A 15358-nucleotide genomic window follows, 5' to 3' on the forward strand; every position below is an offset into this window, starting at 1 on the left:
CACATCAGCTCCGTGGGAGCGGACCCTGTCCGTGATAATCAGCACCCGCTAAAGCACTATTCAGGGACAAGCTCCCCTCTGACAAAATCACATCAGCTCCGTGGGAGCGGACCCTGTCCGCGATAATCAGCACCCGCTAAAGCACTATTCAGGGACAAGGTCCCCTCCTACAAAATCACACCCGCTCTGTGGGAGCGGACCCTGTCCGCGATAATCAGCACACAAACTCTAATTATTAATCCACACCGCATCCCAATAAGGATATTCACTGATCCGGCGAACCAGCCCTGCTCTCAACGGATTGGCCACCACATAACGGGCGACGGCCAATAAATCTTCATCATTCCGCAATGCATGATCATGGAACCCTACAGCCCACACCTGCCCGGTAAACCCCAGCCGCCTGACCGCTTTGGCAGAAGTCGCTTTTAGCTTACCAACTACCTTTGATATGTCCCCGTCCTCGCCCAGCTGCAGCAACCAATGAACGTGGTCAGGCATCAGAACCCAGCAAAGCAGAGTATGGTGATCCTGGGTCAGTACCGAAGAAAACATCCGGCAGGCAGCACAGGCTCTCGAATATTCGGCAAACACCGGAGAACGTTGGTGTGTCACCGTTGTGATCAGATAAATTTGATGGTCGATCGACACACGACCCTTACGCAGATGCTGATAGCCCTGAAGCGGTTTCGACATAACCAGTATCCATACTGATGGAATGTGTTCTCCCGATGTTCGCGGACAGGGTCCGCTCCTACAAGCATGTTATGGCTGGATTACGATGGCTGACTGATGCTACAGGTAAGATCGGGGACAAGGTCCCCTCCTACAAAATCACACCAGCTCTGTGGGAGCGGACCCTGTCCGCGATAATCAGTACCCGCTAAAGCACCATTCGGGGACAAGGTCCCCTCCTACAAAATCATACCCGCTCTGTGGGAGCGGACCCTGTCCGCGATTTACTGACCGGCTAAAACATCATTCGGGGACAAGGTCCCCTCCTACAAAATCATACCCGCTCTGTGGGAGCGGACCCTGTCCGCGATAATCAGTACCCGCTAAAGCACCATTCGGGGACAAGCTCCCCTCCTACAAAATCACATCAGCTCCGTGGGAGCGGACCCTGTCCGCGATAATCAGTACCCGCTAAAGCACCATTCGGGGACAAGGTCCCCTCCTACAAAATCATACCCGCTCTGTGGGAGCGGACCCTGTCCGCGATATCTGCACCAGCTAAAGCACTATTCGGGGATAAGGCCACCTCCGACAAAATCACACCCGCTCTGTGGGAGCGGACCCTGTCCGCGATTTACTGCCCGGCTAACTCAGGCAACGCTCTTAATAAATATTCCTGCAACACCCGGATGCGCGCACTGTTGCGCATATCTTTGTGGTACACCAGCCACATCTGTTCTCCGGCAAAGTTCAGTCCGATTTCCACCGGATTCAGCCCCTCACGACTCAGGGCCGGGCGATGCAGGGATTCAAACGGGCCAATCCCGACTCCTTCTTTCACAGCATAATAAATATCGTTAAAACTGTTGCTCTGGAATACGATCTGCTCCGGATCGAGCCGCTCGTATAATAATTCGATGGCCGGGATCAGGCGTTTTTCTCCGGTTGGTAACACCCATAAATGACGGCCAACCTCGTTGATGCTGCGTGGTAATTCGCCATGGCGATCGAGATAACTGCCGGCGGCGTAAAAATTGAGGCCAACGTTAACCAGCCGGCGTGCCACCAGATCGGGTTCGGTCGGCTCCGGGCCAATACGGATAGCGGCATGAATATCGCCGCCACTGAGCGACAGGGTTTCATCGGTAGCCAGGGTCTCGACCCGGATCTGTGGATATTCCTGGCGGAACCCGGCAATCAGAGGCGCCAGAAACTGAGAAAAGTCGGCTACCGTTGAAATACGAATGCGCCCCGATGGGGTGTTTCCCAGCATCATCAGGTTGTTCTGCAGCCGCTGCATATCGGCCACCAGCGGCTTGCCCTGCTCCAGCAACACATGACCGGCTTCGGTCAGGCGATAACCGCGCTGATGGCGGATAAACAGGCGTTGCTGCAGCTGCTGCTCCAGCTGGTTCACCCGCCTCAGCACCGTTGAGTGGGTCAGCCCCAGACGTTTACCGGCGGCACTCAGGCTACCGGCATCGGCCACCGCATAAGCGATACGAATGTCATCCCAGTTAAGCTGATTCATCGGCCGTTCCCGCAGAAAAGTTCTGTTTATATTTGCACAATAGTTGTCAGTATTCAGCTGTTTTTTAAACAGGAAAGCCGCAGTAGCATAACCTCAAGTTATTCACAGCCGTCTACATACCGAGGTTGCTATGGCTCAGTTAACCAACACAACACAGCGTTATGGCTGGATCAGCATTGTCTTCCACTGGCTGATGGCACTGGCCGTTATGGGCTTGTTTGGCCTGGGACTGTATATGGTGGAACTGACTTATTACGACGCCTGGTACAAAGGCTCGCTCGACCTGCACAAAGCGGTTGGTATTTTATTAGCACTGACCTGGGTCGCACGGCTGAGCTGGCGTTTTGCTAATCCGTCACCTGAAGAGCTGAGTGACAAAGCCTGGGAAAATAAGGCAGCTCACTTAGTCCATGGCCTGCTGTATCTGTTAATGCTGGCGTTATTTGTCAGCGGATATCTGATTTCCACCGCCGATGGCCGCTCGATTTCGGTATTCGGCTGGTTCGAAATTCCGGCAAGTTTAATGATGGATAATCAGGAAGACATTGCCGGAGTTATTCATTGGGGTCTGGCCTGGAGCCTGATGATTCTGGTGGGGTTACATGCGGCCGCAGCCGTTAAACACCATGTAGTAGATAAAGACCGCACTCTGGTGCGCATGCTCAAAACTCATTAACTTTTTCTGAAAGGAAGAGAACGACTATGAAAAAATTATTGCTGGCTCTGGGCGTTAGCGCCGCGGCTACTCTGTCTCCGCTGACGCAGGCGGCGACCTACACCATCGACACCAAAGGTGCACACGCCTTTGTACAGTTTAAAATTCAGCATCTGGGCTACAGCTGGCTGTTAGGCCGCTTCAATACCTTTGAGGGTGAATTTGAATACGACGCAGCGGCACCTGAAAAATCCGAAATTGAAGTCACTATCGACACCGCCAGTATCGACTCCAACCATGCCGAGCGCGACAAACATCTGAAAGGTTCTGATTTCCTGAACGTATCCAAATTCCCGCAATCCAGCTTTAAAAGCACCGGCTTTAAATCAACCGGCGACGGTGAAGGTGTGATCAGCGGTGACTTTACTCTGCACGGTGTGACCAAAAACATCAGCTTCCCGGTACAGCTGATTGGTGAAGGCAAAGACCCGTGGGGCGGTTACCGCGCAGGTTTCTCCGGCACGACCACACTGAAGCTGTCGGACTATGGTATCGACTACAACCTGGGCCCGGCTTCCACTCATGTTGAGATCGAATTGCATATCGAAGGTATTCGTCAGTAATACCACTCCCCCTGTTCCCGGATGTATCGGGGACAGGGTCCCCTCCTACAACACCTCCTACAACACCTCCTACAACACCTCCTACAACACCTCCACATCACCAACACCTCCACATCACCAACACCTCCACATCACCAACACCTCAACCACACCAATAACACCGACGCTGTGGGAGCGAACCCTGTTCGCGATGGTTTTGCTGCACGATCTGGCCAGCGACCATCCCGATCAGTTTATGCTGGTGCGTAATCAACAGGAATTAGCCAGCCTGCTAGGTAAGAAGGCAAACGGCCAGAAAATTCTCGGTGGCTTAATCGGCAGTGAAGGATCCCACGCTCTGGAAGGGGATCTGGCTAATATTCAGCGGCTGTACGACGCCGGCTTCCGTATGATGAGTTTGCAGCACTTCTTTGATAATAAACTGGGCGGCTCACTGCATGGCAATTCTGGCGCGGGTCTGAGCGAGTTTGGCCGTCAGGCCATCCGGGAAATGGATCGTTTGGGTATCATGATTGATGTGTCCCATTCGTCAGAACAGGTGGTGAGCGATGTCCTGACGCTGACGGCGACACCACTGATCGTCAGCCACACAGGGCTGCAGGGTCATTGCCCGAATCAGCGTAATATCAGTGATGAGTTAATGACCCGCATTGCCGCAGGTGGCGGCATTATTGGGATTGGTTACTGGCACGCCGCAGTGTGTGATATCAGCCCGAAAAGCATTGTTAAAGCCATCAGTTACGGTATCGATTTATTGGGCGTAGAGCATATCTCACTGGGTTCAGACTTCGATGGTGCGGTGACGACCGCATTTGATGCCGCCGAACTGGCGGTGTTGACCCATGAGATGCTGAAAGCGGGTTACAGCGCGGACGACATCCGCGCAGTAATGGGTGGCAATATGGTGCGGTTTTTACAGCAACACCTGCCGCTGCAATAACCGCACAGGCTCAGTTGATTTTATCCACCAGAGCCACGGCCAGTTCTTCACCTAACAGTTTGGCGACGTTACGGGCTGCTTTCTGGCGTGCAACATCCTGCAGACCAGACACACCTTTCGCTTGTTTGCTGAACGAGCTTAACGCCCGCCCGGCACCGTCGCGAATGGTTACCCGGCTGTCGGCAAACACGTAAAAACTGCCACGCTGTTGCTTACTGCTGAGCACTGCATTGACCTCAAACACCAGATCAGCACCGGCATCTGCCAGCCGTAACCCCTGATCGGTCAGCGCTTCAATAATGCCGCCACTGATTTCTTCAGCGCCGTCATCTTCAAAACTGACGGTCACCTGCAGCTGATCAATCAGCTGGTCGATGCGTTGTTGTAAGCCCTGAAGTTCGCCATTCAGACCCGGCTTACGACGATCCATACTGACCAGTGCCAGGCGCTCAGCGATACGCTCACGTTTGGCAAACAAGGTCAGCGCCGGTAATAACGGCTGCAGTTGCTGCAACCGGGTACCTTGTGGCTGCAACAGCGCAATATCCGCCAGTTGCTGTTCAACATCACTGATATCACGCCGTAAGCGGGCCGCCGCTTTCGCCCGATCCAGTTCCGCCAGCGCATAAGCATAACGGCCGTCGAGGTGAGTTTTGATAATCTGTGCTTCGTCCAGCTCCACCGGAGCCACCTGACTGCGCACATGATTGCGCATCACCCGACGCACTTCGCTGTCACGGTTGCTGCCACTGATTTCCGTGACATCCGAACTGAAATCACCGGACACCGTCACCTTCAGCTGACTGACCAGATCCACCCGCGCCAGCTCGCCGGCACGTTTCAGCGCATCGGTTTTATTGCCGTACACTTCAATCGAGCCCACGCCATAAGCCATACCCGGCATCGCCGGAGTATTGGTCAGCCAGGACGGGGCACCCGCCTGGCTGAGTGCCGCCGGACTGTCATCCTGAGGCTTACTGCTGTGTGGCATACAACCCACGCCGGCGCTGACTGCCAGCGCCAGCAGCAGGTGTTTGGGCAGTGTTGTTAACAGAGAAGACGTCATCGTCTGTTATTCCTTATGCAGCAACGGGCTTAAAAACCGAAAGAAGATTTTTCCTGCAGTTTCTGAATCTTCTTCTGACCATTCCAGACCTCACGATTGGATTCCATATCGATCAGTTTCATATCCACCTGATAGAAGGTCACACGGTCGCTGCCGACCTGATCGACAATCGAGTTCACCGAACCAGACAGTGCAAAATCAGCGGCGTTTTCCTGGCCCTGGGCTTTAGCGTTACGGGCGTTCAGTTCCTGATCGCGACGCTCTTCACGAATGGCATCACGTTCTTCACCACCAGCCACAAAATCGGCACGGCCGGAGCGGATAATGGCGCGTTTGATATCGTTGGTGAAGGTATCGATAGCGATGTGTTCATGTGACTTATTGCGGATGCGGGAAATGATCACAGTCGGACGACGGCTGTTATCCATTTCGAAGTCGCGGGCCCAGGGGAAAGACAACATATCGTTGATCATTTCATTCGCCACCAGCTCAGAGTCTTTGGCATTCCAGCGATCCGACAGCGCCACTTCTTCGCTGGCAGAAATCCGCGACACCTTGGTCGCACAACCCGCAGACAGCAGAACAGAGGCGCCCAGCAGCGTGGCCGCAGTCAGTTTTGTCGCTTGTTTCAGCATAATTTCGTTCCTTTTATGCATTGATGTTCGTTAATTTCAGTTACCGGTTTGAATAAGAGCACTGACCTGGCTGTCTTTGGTCGGTACTACGTCAGCAAATGAGCGTACCTGCCACAGATGAATATCACCTGACTCCAGGGTGACGGTTGTTTGCTGACGCTGATGTTGGCCGTATTCCAGAGTTGAGTCCAGTGTCAGCTGGTGAACACCGGGCTCCAGTGCCACCCGGCGAATGCGCACATCGCTGGGCAATAATAACCAGTTGCGGGTTTCTGCAGCATCCGTGAGTTGTGCCGTCAGTTTACCTACCGTCGCTAACAGGCCGCCAAACTCGCCACCCACCTGGCCCACTTTGGCAGCGGTCAGGGCTTTCAGCGAAGCGCGGGCCAGCGCCATCTGAATATCGAAACCGGAATTCACAATCTGTTCCTGCAGACCCATCTGCGCCGGGTTGGACGACTTGATCAGACGGTAGCTGTCGTCGCCGATCAGCAGATCCGATGGCCCCATTTTGGCAATCGGTTCGTAATACGGAATGGTAATCCGCATCGAACTGCCAATCGCCTGAATCAGCCCCAGGCCCACCGCGCTGTCCCACAACGGCCCCAGCGTCACGGTTTTGGTAAAGCTGCTGAAGACAAAGCCTACCTCATTGGCATCCAGGTAATTGGTTACCGCATCCAAAATACCCTTATCGGCGTATAACACATAGAACCAGGCCAGCTGGGCCGGATTGTTGTAAACCGAATACGGCCGGATCTCCAGCGCCTGCAGCGTGTTGTTGGCCGACAGTTCGAGATTCATTTCACGCCGTTGTGGCGCCATACCTTTGTCTTCCAGCACAATCAGTTGCGCGCTGTTATCCCACTTCTGTAATTCAGCCCGCTGTTGCTGACTCAGCTTACGTTTGGCCAGCCGCTTGGCGTCGTTACGGTCGCCGAGTTTGCGCATCATACGCACCACATCGAACCAGGCCTGGGAAATCATCGCTTTATCCAGCCGGAACTGTTTGACGAACCCCTGCTCGTAAGACGTCGCAGCCTTCTGGTAACTGATGCGGGCGTTATCGTATTCACCGTTCATTTCAAAGCTGATGCCGGTGAGGTAATGGGCCATGGCATCGTCGCGGTACTGCAGCTGATCCATATCGATCAGGTTACCCTGAAGTTTTTCAAAGATTTTCAGCAGCTGAGTGAAGGTTTGTTCGTCTTTGTCCTTTTGTTCGGCGTAGGTTCCTTTGCGCGAGTTCAGATCGTTGAGACGAATGATCAGCCGCCGGGATTCCACCCGGGCACCATCCAGCGCGTCCAGCCGCTGATTCCGGCTACTGGCGTTCTGTGCAATACCAAAGTAGTTCATCGCCTTGTAATAGTTGATAAACATCTTCTCAAATTCTGCACCGCCATACGGCCCCTGACGCGGGTTCGACATCATAACGGCCAGGGTATCGGTGACACTGGTGGTTTCCAGCTGCTCGGCGATGCGGTCAGCCTGAGACAACAACTCATTACTGCCGCTGTAATCGCCCTGCAGATGTTTAACAATACCCAGTTCCAGATGGTAGAGCAGAGCATCGTTGCCGACCGGCTTCAGTGCTTTTTTAAAAGACGCTTCCGACGCCTTCAGATCACCTTGTTTAACCTGGTCCAGTGCCTGCTGAACACCAGAACCATAACTGGCACAGGCGGATATAAGAGTGGCGCTCAATAACACGAGTGCCATGCGCACCAGCGCCGTGCGCTGTGGTCGTTTCATGCTGAAATAGCTCCTTGCTGTGCTGGCCAACCCCGATGGCAACCAGCCGGATTAGAATGCCGGGCTAGTGTAGCCAGCCCGGCCGGATTTGACTATCCACACAAGGCCCAAAACCAGACACCGATGCTCCCGGGCGGGCAGACTACGACAAAATACTGAACGACAGTTAAACCAGTGTGTATAACAGGCATAAAAAAACCCCGCCGCCGTCCTGGTAGCAGGGTTTTTTATGGCCAGAGGCCAGATCAGGGTGCTGTAAACAGACTGATGCAACGCACACACCAGAGTTTGTTCATTAGCTATATCGCAATATTACTGAGTAAAAGCTCTAACGGCAACCCCTGTCATGAATTTTATCGATAAAAAATTTACCAATCAGTCAGCTTTATCTGCAATGCCAAGGATTTTTAACGGCGCTTCGTCTTCGTCCAGCACGGCTTTGCCCAGCGGTGTTACCCGGGTTGCCAGCGCTTCGCTTTCCAGCTGGCGTGCCTGATCTTCAGCAGCCTGCTCGCTGGCCGTTTGTTTAAAGCCACAACTGATACATTCACGAACTTCGTCACCGTCATCGCTGGTGTACAACACGGTACGGTCCATCTCCGAACATTTCGGACACACGGCACCGGCAACAAAGCGTTTCGGTTTTTTCTTTGGCTGGTATTCCATCAGGCTACTTTCTCACTGTTAATGCCACTGTGGCGCAGCAAAGGTTCTACCGAAGGTGCCCGGCCACGGAAATTCTCAAACAACTGCGCAGCTTCCCGGCTACCGCCCTGGCTGAGGATTTCACGCAGGAAACGCCCGCCGGTATCGCGATTAAAGATGCCGTCTTCTTCAAACTGAGAGAACGCATCGGCACTCAGCACTTCGGCCCATTTGTAAGAATAATAACCCGCCGCATAACCACCGGCGAAAATATGGCTGAAACTGTGCTGGAAACGGTTAAACGGCACCACCGGCACCACTGCCACCTGGTTACGCACCTGCGCCAGAATCTGCTCCGCTGTTACCGGATTGCTGTCGCTGTATTCACGATGCAGGCGGAGGTCGAACAATGCAAACTCCAGCTGGCGCATCATCATCATGGCACTCTGGAAATTCTTCGCCGCTAACAGTTTATCCAGCAGCGGTTGTGGCAGCGGCTCACCTTGCTGATGGCCATCATCGCCGTCTTCAAAGCGACCCGAGATAAACGCCAGTGCTTCCGGCTCGTAGCACCAGTTCTCCAGGAACTGGCTGGGTAATTCGACCGCATCCCAGGCCACACCATTAATACCGCTGACCGCCGCCACATCGATCTGCGTCAGCATATGATGCAGGCCATGGCCAAACTCATGGAACAAGGTAGTCAGCTCATCGTGTGTTAACAACGCCGGAGTATCCCCCACCGCCGGACTGAAATTACACACCAGATACGCGACCGGCAGCTGCAAACCCTGCTCAGTCTGGCGCCGGATACGGCAGTCATCCATCCAGGCACCACCACGTTTTTTCTCACGCGCGTACAAATCGAGGTAGAACGCAGCAATTTGCTGACCGTCTTTTAACACGTGGAAAAAACGGACATCCGGGTGGTAACTATCGAAGCCGGTTTGCTCTTCAAATTCAATGCCATACAAACGGGAAACGGTTTCAAACATGCCGTTAACCACGGTATCAATCGGCAGGTAAGGGCGGATATCTTCCTGAGAGATGGCGTAACGACTCTGGCGCAGCTTTTCGGCGTAATAAGTCACATCCCAGGGCTGCAGGTGCTCAACACCATATTCATTTTTGGCAAATGCACTCAGTTCCGCAAACTCGCGCTCAGCCTGTGGTTTGGCTTTCAGCGCCAGATCGTTGAGGAAATCGACCACCTCCTGAGCGCTGCCTGCCATTTTGGTCGCCAGTGAATATTCGGCGTAGTTTTCAAAACCCAGCAGCTGCGCCAGCTCATAACGCAGCGCCAGAATTTCCTGCATGATTTCCGAGTTATCGAACTCACCCGCTGTCGGGCCCTGATCAGAGGCACGGGTCACAAACGCGCTGTATACCTCCTGGCGCAATTCTCGGTTGTCGGCATAACTCATGATTGGCATGTAGGAAGGGAAGTCGAGTGTGACTTTAAACTGACCGGCTTCACCAGCCAGCTGCGCCAGCAAACCTTTGGCACTGTCCGGCAGACCCGCCAGTTCGGCTTCGTCGTCGATGATTTTGCTCCACGCCTGAGTAGCATCCAAAACGTTTTCACCAAACTTACTGGTCAGCTCTGACAGACGTTGTTTGATCTCGCCGTAACGGACTTTACTGTCGCCTTCAAGATCCACGCCACTGAGGCGAAAATCGCGCAGCGCATGTTCTATGGCCGTTTGTTGCGCGGTGGATAACGTATCGAACTCATCGCTGTTGCGCAGTGCCTGATAGGCCTCAAACAGCTCACGATTCTGACCCATCTCGGTGCTGTACTGGCTTAATAACGGCAGACAGGCATTGTAAGCATCACGCAGCTCATCAGAGTTCAGTACGCCATTCAGATGCCCCACCGGCGACCAGGCTTTGGCCAATTCGTCGTCCCACTGCTCCAGCGGCGCCACCAGCGTTTCCCAACTGGGAGTTGTGCCTTGCAGATCGGCCAACAACTGTGCAATGCGCTCACGATTAGTGTTCAGACGTTGTTCAATCGCGGGCAACACCTGCTCGGGCTTAATGGCTGAAAACGGCGGCAGCAGGTGTTCTTGTAACAGCGGGTTGGTCATTGCGAAGTACTCTATCAATCTGAATAGGTTATTAATTCTCCAGATTGGGGCAGATCACTTATAGTTCAAGTATTCACTGCTATTCTTCGGCTGTAGGTTGAGGGAGCAAAACCTCACTAACCTCAATGATATTGAACGGCGTACTAAACACTTTGTTAGATTCGATGGAATTTCGTAGTTCAGCGGGTAACTGGTCATACTCTGCCTGAACTTCGGCTAATGCCTTATAATCTGACAACACAATCCGCAGGTGGCTTCGATATTCACTTTCCGCTGGAAAATGATGAATATTATCCTCTAAAACCTTCTTATAATTTCCACGCTCCGGTTGAACGCAATCATGCCATTGCCTGAAATATTGGTAGTCAATGATAATACCAAGGTTTTTTTCACCTAACTCCAAGTTTTTAAGAAACTGCAGGTCTGGTAATGATTCAAGTTTATCGCAATCGTTAATTTTTGACTCGTATGCAGATTGATACTCTTCGATATCCGCATGACCTTCAGAGCACCCAAGCAGAAAAAAAAGCATTAACACATAATAATTAATCTTTAATTTTTCAGCCCTCATAAACGGCTCCCCATACAACATCCTTGTTTGAATAATGATAGTATCTGAGCCTAACATTCTTTTTTTCTCAGATTCGAACAGGCACTGTTAATCATGGCCAATATTAATAAATACTCCGTAAGAAAATACCAGAACACAACACCTAAGCTGGGCGAACGGGTATTTGTTGACCGCAGCGCCGTGGTGATTGGTGATGTCGAGCTGGCTGACGACGTATCCGTCTGGCCATTAACCGTAATTCGCGGCGATATGCATCATATCCGTATTGGCGCCCGCACCAGTGTGCAGGATGGTTCGGTGCTGCACATCACCCACGCCAGCGACTTTAATCCCGGCGGTTATCCGCTGATCATCGGCGAAGACGTCACCATCGGCCACCAGGCCATGCTGCATGGCTGCACCATCGGTAATCGGGTTTTAGTCGGTATGAAGTCAATGATTATGGACGGTGCTGTGGTGGAAGACGAAGTCATCATCGCTGCCGGGGCGGTGGTTACACCGGGCAAGGTGCTTGAAAGTGGCTACGTCTACAAAGGCAACCCGGCCAAACAGGCGCGGCCGATTTCAGAGAAAGAACGTCAATTTTTTACCTACAGCGCCGGCAACTATGTGCGCCTGAAGGATAAACATCTGGCCGAAGGGTTTGATTTGTAACCATAAAAAAGCCGCGCGATCGCGCGGCTTTTTGGTAGCGTTGTACCGGCTAATATTCAGCCACCGGATGAAACCGTACAGCCGGATGGGGTACCACCCTGGTAACCGGTGCAATAACGTGTTTCCAGTATGCTACCCTGAGAATCCCAGGTAATTTCCGTAACCGGGTGGTATACGTCACTGTCAATTTCTGCTGTGACGGCCTTGCCACTCGAATCACTTCTGATCAGAGTTTTGTATTCCGTCCATGGTTGTCCCTGTGAGTATTGAGTGCCTTCCGATTCCTCGCGGCCTGCAGAATAATCCACCTCCAGCTCATTGTTGGCCGGGTCATATCCCTCAAATTCAAGGGTGCAATCGGCCAGCTGTCGGATGGTGTAATTCCGACCGTGGCCGTAGTTATAATTCGGGCCGCCATCCAGTGTCAGCGTCCAGCTTTCGACGCCATTGTCATTGCTGTAGTTGATGGTGCTGGTCAGCCCGTTGCTGGTTGTGCTCCAGCTCGGCCCTTGGTGATCCCGGCCATCATCCATCGCATCAACGACCTCAATCAGTGCTTCCCTTACAGTGTCAAAGCGGTATTCCGGGTCAGGCGCGGTCACCACCGGTTCTTTTAATGAATAACCCGGGTATTCCGGCATCGGGAAGCTATAACCGCGCCATTGATCGACACTGCAATCGCGTTTGCTGCCAGAGCCAATACCGCCCGGGTTGCCGCCACCGCCTAGCGAATCATCGCCGCCAGAGCCGGAACCACCGCCACAGGCGGCTAATATAAGAGTCAGAGGTAAAACAGAAAGAAGACGCACGTCGCAGTCCTTTTGCAATTGAGAATCATATGATTTTACTGGACTCAATACGGCTGCAAAGAACGCATCGATATTTTTGTGAGAGCATTCTCAATAACGACCCAGACGGCCTGTTATCGCCTCAAACTCGCCCCCGGCGCAGACTCGCGCTACAATCGGCGCTGATTTTTGAACCCCTCTTTCATTACAGAACAGAACGGATAAGCGAATTCCCATGGGCAGAGCGTATCAGAACCGTAAAGAATCCATGGCCAAAACGGCCGCGGCAAAAACCAAGGTCTATTCCAAATACGGCCGCGAAATCTATATGACGGCAAAAGCCGGCGGCACCGACCCTTCCGGTAACCTGGGGCTGCGCTCCCTGATTGACCGCGCCAAGAAAGATCAGGTACCAAGCCATGTGATTGAAAAAGCCATCGCCAAAGCCGAAGGCGGCACCGGTGAAGACTTCCAGCCAGCTCTTTACGAGGGCCTGGCCCCCGGTGGCGCTATGGTGCTGATCAGCGCGTTAACCGATAACCCGAACCGTACCTTTGGTGAGATCCGCGGTATTTTCTCGAAGTGCAAAGCCAAACTGGGCACTCAGGGTTCGGTCAGCCACAGCTTTGAACACTGCGCTTTGTTTGTTTTCCCCGGTGAAGACGAAGAAGGTGTGCTGGAAGCGCTGATGATGGCCGACGTTGACGTCGGTGAACTGGAATGTGAAGACGGCATGATCACCGTTCAGGTGCCACCCACCGAGTTCTTCAAAACCAAAACCGCGCTGGCGGAGATGGATGAAAACATCGACTTCGAGATGCAGGAAATCACCTACATCCCACACGCTGAACATGAGATTGCCGCAGACGACGTTGAAGCGTTCGAACGCTTTGTTGGCCTGATGAACGATCTGGAAGACGTGCAGGAAATCTACCACAACGGCAGCTACGACAGCTAAGCCGCTGCTGACAATCAAGCCGCAACGACCCGGTCGCTGCGGCTTTTTTTGTGCCCGAAAACGAATTACCGTTTTTGTTACACAGCGCAATAAATCAGTAACCAGACTGTCATTTTTGCCTGACACCCTCGGTGACCATTCCTTTGATTGGCAAAAAACTGAGGTTCCATGATCAGCAAAAAACTCCTGGCACTGGCCATTGGCGGTGCCTTATTAACGGCTTGTGGCAGTGACGACGGCAACCCGAATCAGAACTACACGGGTGAGTTACAACAAATTGGCCGTTACAGCTCAGGCCTGTTTGACGCCGGTGGTGCGGAGATCACTGCGTTTTGCGCCAGCAGCAACAAACTGTTTGTGGTCAACTCCGGTGCTGCCAGTATCGATGTGCTTGATCTCAGCGACCCGCTTAACCCGCAGAAACTGACCACTCTGGATGTGCGCCAGACCCAGGTTAACGGTTTTGCTGCCGGCGGTGCCAACAGCGTTGCCGTCCACAACGGCAAGCTGGCGGTTGCGGTTGAAAACGACAACAAACAAGCAAAGGGGCAGGTGTATTTCTACCATACAGATACGCTGGCCTTTGCCGGAGCGGCCGCCGTTGGTGCGTTACCGGATATGGTGACTTTTACCCCGAATGGCGACTATGTGTTAAGCGCCAATGAAGGTGAACCCAACGATGCATACGACAATGATCCGGAAGGTTCTGTTTCCATCATTAAAGTCTCCGACATGTCGGTTCGTACCGCCGGTTTCTCTGAGTTCAACCAGGACAAACAAAACCTGATTGAAAAGGGTGTTCGGATCGGAGGCCCGGCAGGTACATCAGTGGCTCAGGATCTGGAGCCGGAATACATCACCATCAGCCGCGATAACAACACCGCTTATGTGGCGCTGCAGGAAAATAACGCGCTGGCCGTTATCGATATTCAGCGTGCCGAAGTGCAGACCATACTGCCACTGGGCTACAAGGACCACAGCCAGCCCGGCAATGGTCTGGATGCTAACAAAAACGATAAAACCGCCGCGATTGAACTGTTGCCGGTCTATGGCATGTATCAGCCGGATGCTATCGCCAGCTATATGGCAGCCGACGGTAATACCTACATCGTCAGTGCTAACGAAGGGGACGGACGCGACTACGACGGCTACAGCGACGAAATCAAACTGCAGGATCTGCCATTGGATGAAGCCAGTTTCAGCAGCAGCCAGATCGAACGCCTGACCGATGCTGACGGGCTGGGCGATTTAGCCGTTACCAATACTATGGGTGACACCGATAACGACGGTAAATTTGAACAAATTTACGCTTACGGCGGCCGCTCGTTCTCAATCTGGGATAGCCATGGCCAGCTGGTGTTCGACTCGGGTGATCAGTTTGAACAACATCTTAAACAGGTTGCCGGGCAATACTTTAATGTCAGTAACGATAACAACAAAATTGATAATCGCAGCGATAACAAAGGACCGGAACCGGAGGGCGTGACGCTGGCTAAGTTTGGCAATCAGGTGTTTGCCTATATCGGTCTGGAACGACAGGGCGGCATCATGGTGTACAACATCAGCAACCCGCGTTTGCCTCAGTTTGTGCAATACCTGAACAACCGCGATTTCAGCATCAGCGCCGATGAAAACAATCCGGCTGCAGCCGGTGATCTGGCGCCGGAAGGCTTGTTAGTCATCAGCGCCAGCGACAGTCCGAACGGCGAACCACTACTGGTGGTTGGCAATGAGGTCAGTGGTACCACCACGATCTACCAAATCCGCTGATC

General features: G+C 53.0%; 15 protein-coding genes. 6 read left to right on the forward strand and 9 right to left on the reverse strand.

Features of this window, described 5'->3' with window-relative positions; translation table 11 throughout:
* Window positions 1-228: 228 nt before the first annotated feature.
* On the reverse strand, window positions 229-696 hold the full coding sequence (locus ACFOMG_RS04015) for an REP-associated tyrosine transposase (protein ID WP_376864932.1): 468 nt from the start codon (window positions 694-696) through the stop codon (window positions 229-231).
* A gap of 613 nt (window positions 697-1309) precedes the next feature.
* Window positions 1310-2206 carry a LysR family transcriptional regulator gene (locus tag ACFOMG_RS04020; RefSeq protein WP_376864933.1) on the reverse strand — a complete coding sequence of 299 codons (897 nt, stop codon included), beginning with the start codon at window positions 2204-2206 and terminating at the stop codon, window positions 1310-1312.
* A 130-nt stretch (window positions 2207-2336) separates the two neighbouring features.
* On the opposite strand from ACFOMG_RS04020, the gene ACFOMG_RS04025 reads away from it, so the two are divergent.
* From ACFOMG_RS04025 to ACFOMG_RS04035, 3 genes are read left to right on the forward strand one after another with little or no spacing between them, the layout of a single operon-like run.
* Entirely contained in the window at window positions 2337-2882 is a 546-nt protein-coding gene (locus tag ACFOMG_RS04025; RefSeq protein ID WP_376864934.1) for a cytochrome b, read from the forward strand.
* Window positions 2883-2908: 26 nt separating this feature from the next.
* Entirely contained in the window at window positions 2909-3484 is a 576-nt protein-coding gene (locus ACFOMG_RS04030) for a YceI family protein (protein ID WP_376864935.1), read from the forward strand.
* Window positions 3444-4424 carry a dipeptidase gene (locus ACFOMG_RS04035; protein ID WP_376864936.1) on the forward strand — a complete coding sequence of 327 codons (981 nt, stop codon included), beginning with the start codon at window positions 3444-3446 and terminating at the stop codon, window positions 4422-4424. Before ACFOMG_RS04030 ends, ACFOMG_RS04035 begins: the two co-directional genes overlap by 41 nt.
* 10 nt (window positions 4425-4434) lie before the next feature.
* Here the strand turns inward: ACFOMG_RS04035 and ACFOMG_RS04040 are convergent, their stop codons facing one another.
* The 6 genes from ACFOMG_RS04040 to ACFOMG_RS04065 all read right to left on the reverse strand — a co-directional run bounded on the left by ACFOMG_RS04040 (window position 4435) and on the right by ACFOMG_RS04065 (window position 11243).
* Window positions 4435-5490 carry a hypothetical protein gene (locus ACFOMG_RS04040; protein WP_376864937.1) on the reverse strand — a complete coding sequence of 352 codons (1056 nt, stop codon included), beginning with the start codon at window positions 5488-5490 and terminating at the stop codon, window positions 4435-4437.
* A gap of 29 nt (window positions 5491-5519) precedes the next feature.
* Window positions 5520-6125 (reverse strand): penicillin-binding protein activator LpoB, encoded by a 606-nt coding sequence (locus ACFOMG_RS04045; protein WP_376864938.1) that lies wholly within the window; start codon window positions 6123-6125, stop codon window positions 5520-5522.
* A gap of 36 nt (window positions 6126-6161) precedes the next feature.
* On the reverse strand, window positions 6162-7880 hold the full coding sequence (locus tag ACFOMG_RS04050) for a hypothetical protein (RefSeq protein WP_376864939.1): 1719 nt from the start codon (window positions 7878-7880) through the stop codon (window positions 6162-6164).
* A gap of 375 nt (window positions 7881-8255) precedes the next feature.
* Window positions 8256-8546, reverse strand: a complete 291-nt coding sequence (locus ACFOMG_RS04055; protein WP_376864940.1) for a YheV family putative zinc ribbon protein — start codon at window positions 8544-8546, stop codon at window positions 8256-8258.
* Complete coding sequence (prlC, locus tag ACFOMG_RS04060) at window positions 8546-10615, reverse strand: oligopeptidase A (RefSeq protein ID WP_376864941.1); 2070 nt, start codon at window positions 10613-10615, stop codon at window positions 8546-8548. Before prlC ends, ACFOMG_RS04055 begins: the two co-directional genes overlap by 1 nt.
* A gap of 79 nt (window positions 10616-10694) precedes the next feature.
* Window positions 10695-11243, reverse strand: coding sequence for a hypothetical protein (locus ACFOMG_RS04065; RefSeq protein ID WP_376864942.1), 549 nt, complete (start codon window positions 11241-11243; stop codon window positions 10695-10697).
* Window positions 11244-11279: 36 nt separating this feature from the next.
* Between ACFOMG_RS04065 and ACFOMG_RS04070 the strand changes: the two genes are divergently transcribed.
* Window positions 11280-11840, forward strand: coding sequence for a gamma carbonic anhydrase family protein (locus tag ACFOMG_RS04070; protein WP_376864943.1), 561 nt, complete (start codon window positions 11280-11282; stop codon window positions 11838-11840).
* A 56-nt stretch (window positions 11841-11896) separates the two neighbouring features.
* On the opposite strand, the gene ACFOMG_RS04075 is transcribed toward ACFOMG_RS04070, so the two are convergent.
* Window positions 11897-12649 carry a hypothetical protein gene (locus tag ACFOMG_RS04075; protein WP_376864944.1) on the reverse strand — a complete coding sequence of 251 codons (753 nt, stop codon included), beginning with the start codon at window positions 12647-12649 and terminating at the stop codon, window positions 11897-11899.
* A 214-nt stretch (window positions 12650-12863) separates the two neighbouring features.
* Here ACFOMG_RS04075 and ACFOMG_RS04080 point away from each other — a divergent pair, with 214 nt between their 5' ends.
* Together ACFOMG_RS04080 and ACFOMG_RS04085 are read left to right on the forward strand one after the other, a co-directional pair.
* Window positions 12864-13586 carry a YebC/PmpR family DNA-binding transcriptional regulator gene (locus tag ACFOMG_RS04080; protein WP_376864945.1) on the forward strand — a complete coding sequence of 241 codons (723 nt, stop codon included), beginning with the start codon at window positions 12864-12866 and terminating at the stop codon, window positions 13584-13586.
* A 168-nt stretch (window positions 13587-13754) separates the two neighbouring features.
* The gene (locus tag ACFOMG_RS04085; RefSeq protein ID WP_376864946.1) at window positions 13755-15356 is read left to right on the forward strand and encodes a choice-of-anchor I family protein; all 1602 of its coding nucleotides are present in this window, start codon (window positions 13755-13757) and stop codon (window positions 15354-15356) included.
* Window positions 15357-15358 lie beyond the last annotated feature (2 nt).

Origin of the sequence: Bacterioplanoides pacificum (assembly GCF_042648445.1) — a bacterium.
In the GTDB taxonomy this organism is placed as follows: domain Bacteria; phylum Pseudomonadota; class Gammaproteobacteria; order Pseudomonadales; family Oceanobacteraceae; genus Bacterioplanoides; species Bacterioplanoides pacificum.

Bases quoted from the DNA above. Each gene is read 5' to 3' on its own strand.
- ACFOMG_RS04050 (WP_376864939.1), bottom strand. From the start codon at position 7,880: ATGAAACGACCACAGCGCACGGCGCTGGTGCGCATGGCACTCGTGTTA.
- ACFOMG_RS04080 (WP_376864945.1), top strand. From the start codon at position 12,864: ATGGGCAGAGCGTATCAGAACCGTAAAGAATCCATGGCCAAAACGGCC.
- ACFOMG_RS04045 (WP_376864938.1), bottom strand. From the start codon at position 6,125: ATGCTGAAACAAGCGACAAAACTGACTGCGGCCACGCTGCTGGGCGCC.
- ACFOMG_RS04065 (WP_376864942.1), bottom strand. From the start codon at position 11,243: ATGTTAGGCTCAGATACTATCATTATTCAAACAAGGATGTTGTATGGG.
- ACFOMG_RS04055 (WP_376864940.1), bottom strand. From the start codon at position 8,546: ATGGAATACCAGCCAAAGAAAAAACCGAAACGCTTTGTTGCCGGTGCC.
- ACFOMG_RS04085 (WP_376864946.1), top strand. From the start codon at position 13,755: ATGATCAGCAAAAAACTCCTGGCACTGGCCATTGGCGGTGCCTTATTA.
- ACFOMG_RS04035 (WP_376864936.1), top strand. From the start codon at position 3,444: ATGTTGAGATCGAATTGCATATCGAAGGTATTCGTCAGTAATACCACT.
- ACFOMG_RS04070 (WP_376864943.1), top strand. From the start codon at position 11,280: ATGGCCAATATTAATAAATACTCCGTAAGAAAATACCAGAACACAACA.
- ACFOMG_RS04040 (WP_376864937.1), bottom strand. From the start codon at position 5,490: ATGACGTCTTCTCTGTTAACAACACTGCCCAAACACCTGCTGCTGGCG.
- ACFOMG_RS04015 (WP_376864932.1), bottom strand. From the start codon at position 696: ATGTCGAAACCGCTTCAGGGCTATCAGCATCTGCGTAAGGGTCGTGTG.
- prlC (WP_376864941.1), bottom strand. From the start codon at position 10,615: ATGACCAACCCGCTGTTACAAGAACACCTGCTGCCGCCGTTTTCAGCC.
- ACFOMG_RS04030 (WP_376864935.1), top strand. From the start codon at position 2,909: ATGAAAAAATTATTGCTGGCTCTGGGCGTTAGCGCCGCGGCTACTCTG.
- ACFOMG_RS04020 (WP_376864933.1), bottom strand. From the start codon at position 2,206: ATGAATCAGCTTAACTGGGATGACATTCGTATCGCTTATGCGGTGGCC.
- ACFOMG_RS04025 (WP_376864934.1), top strand. From the start codon at position 2,337: ATGGCTCAGTTAACCAACACAACACAGCGTTATGGCTGGATCAGCATT.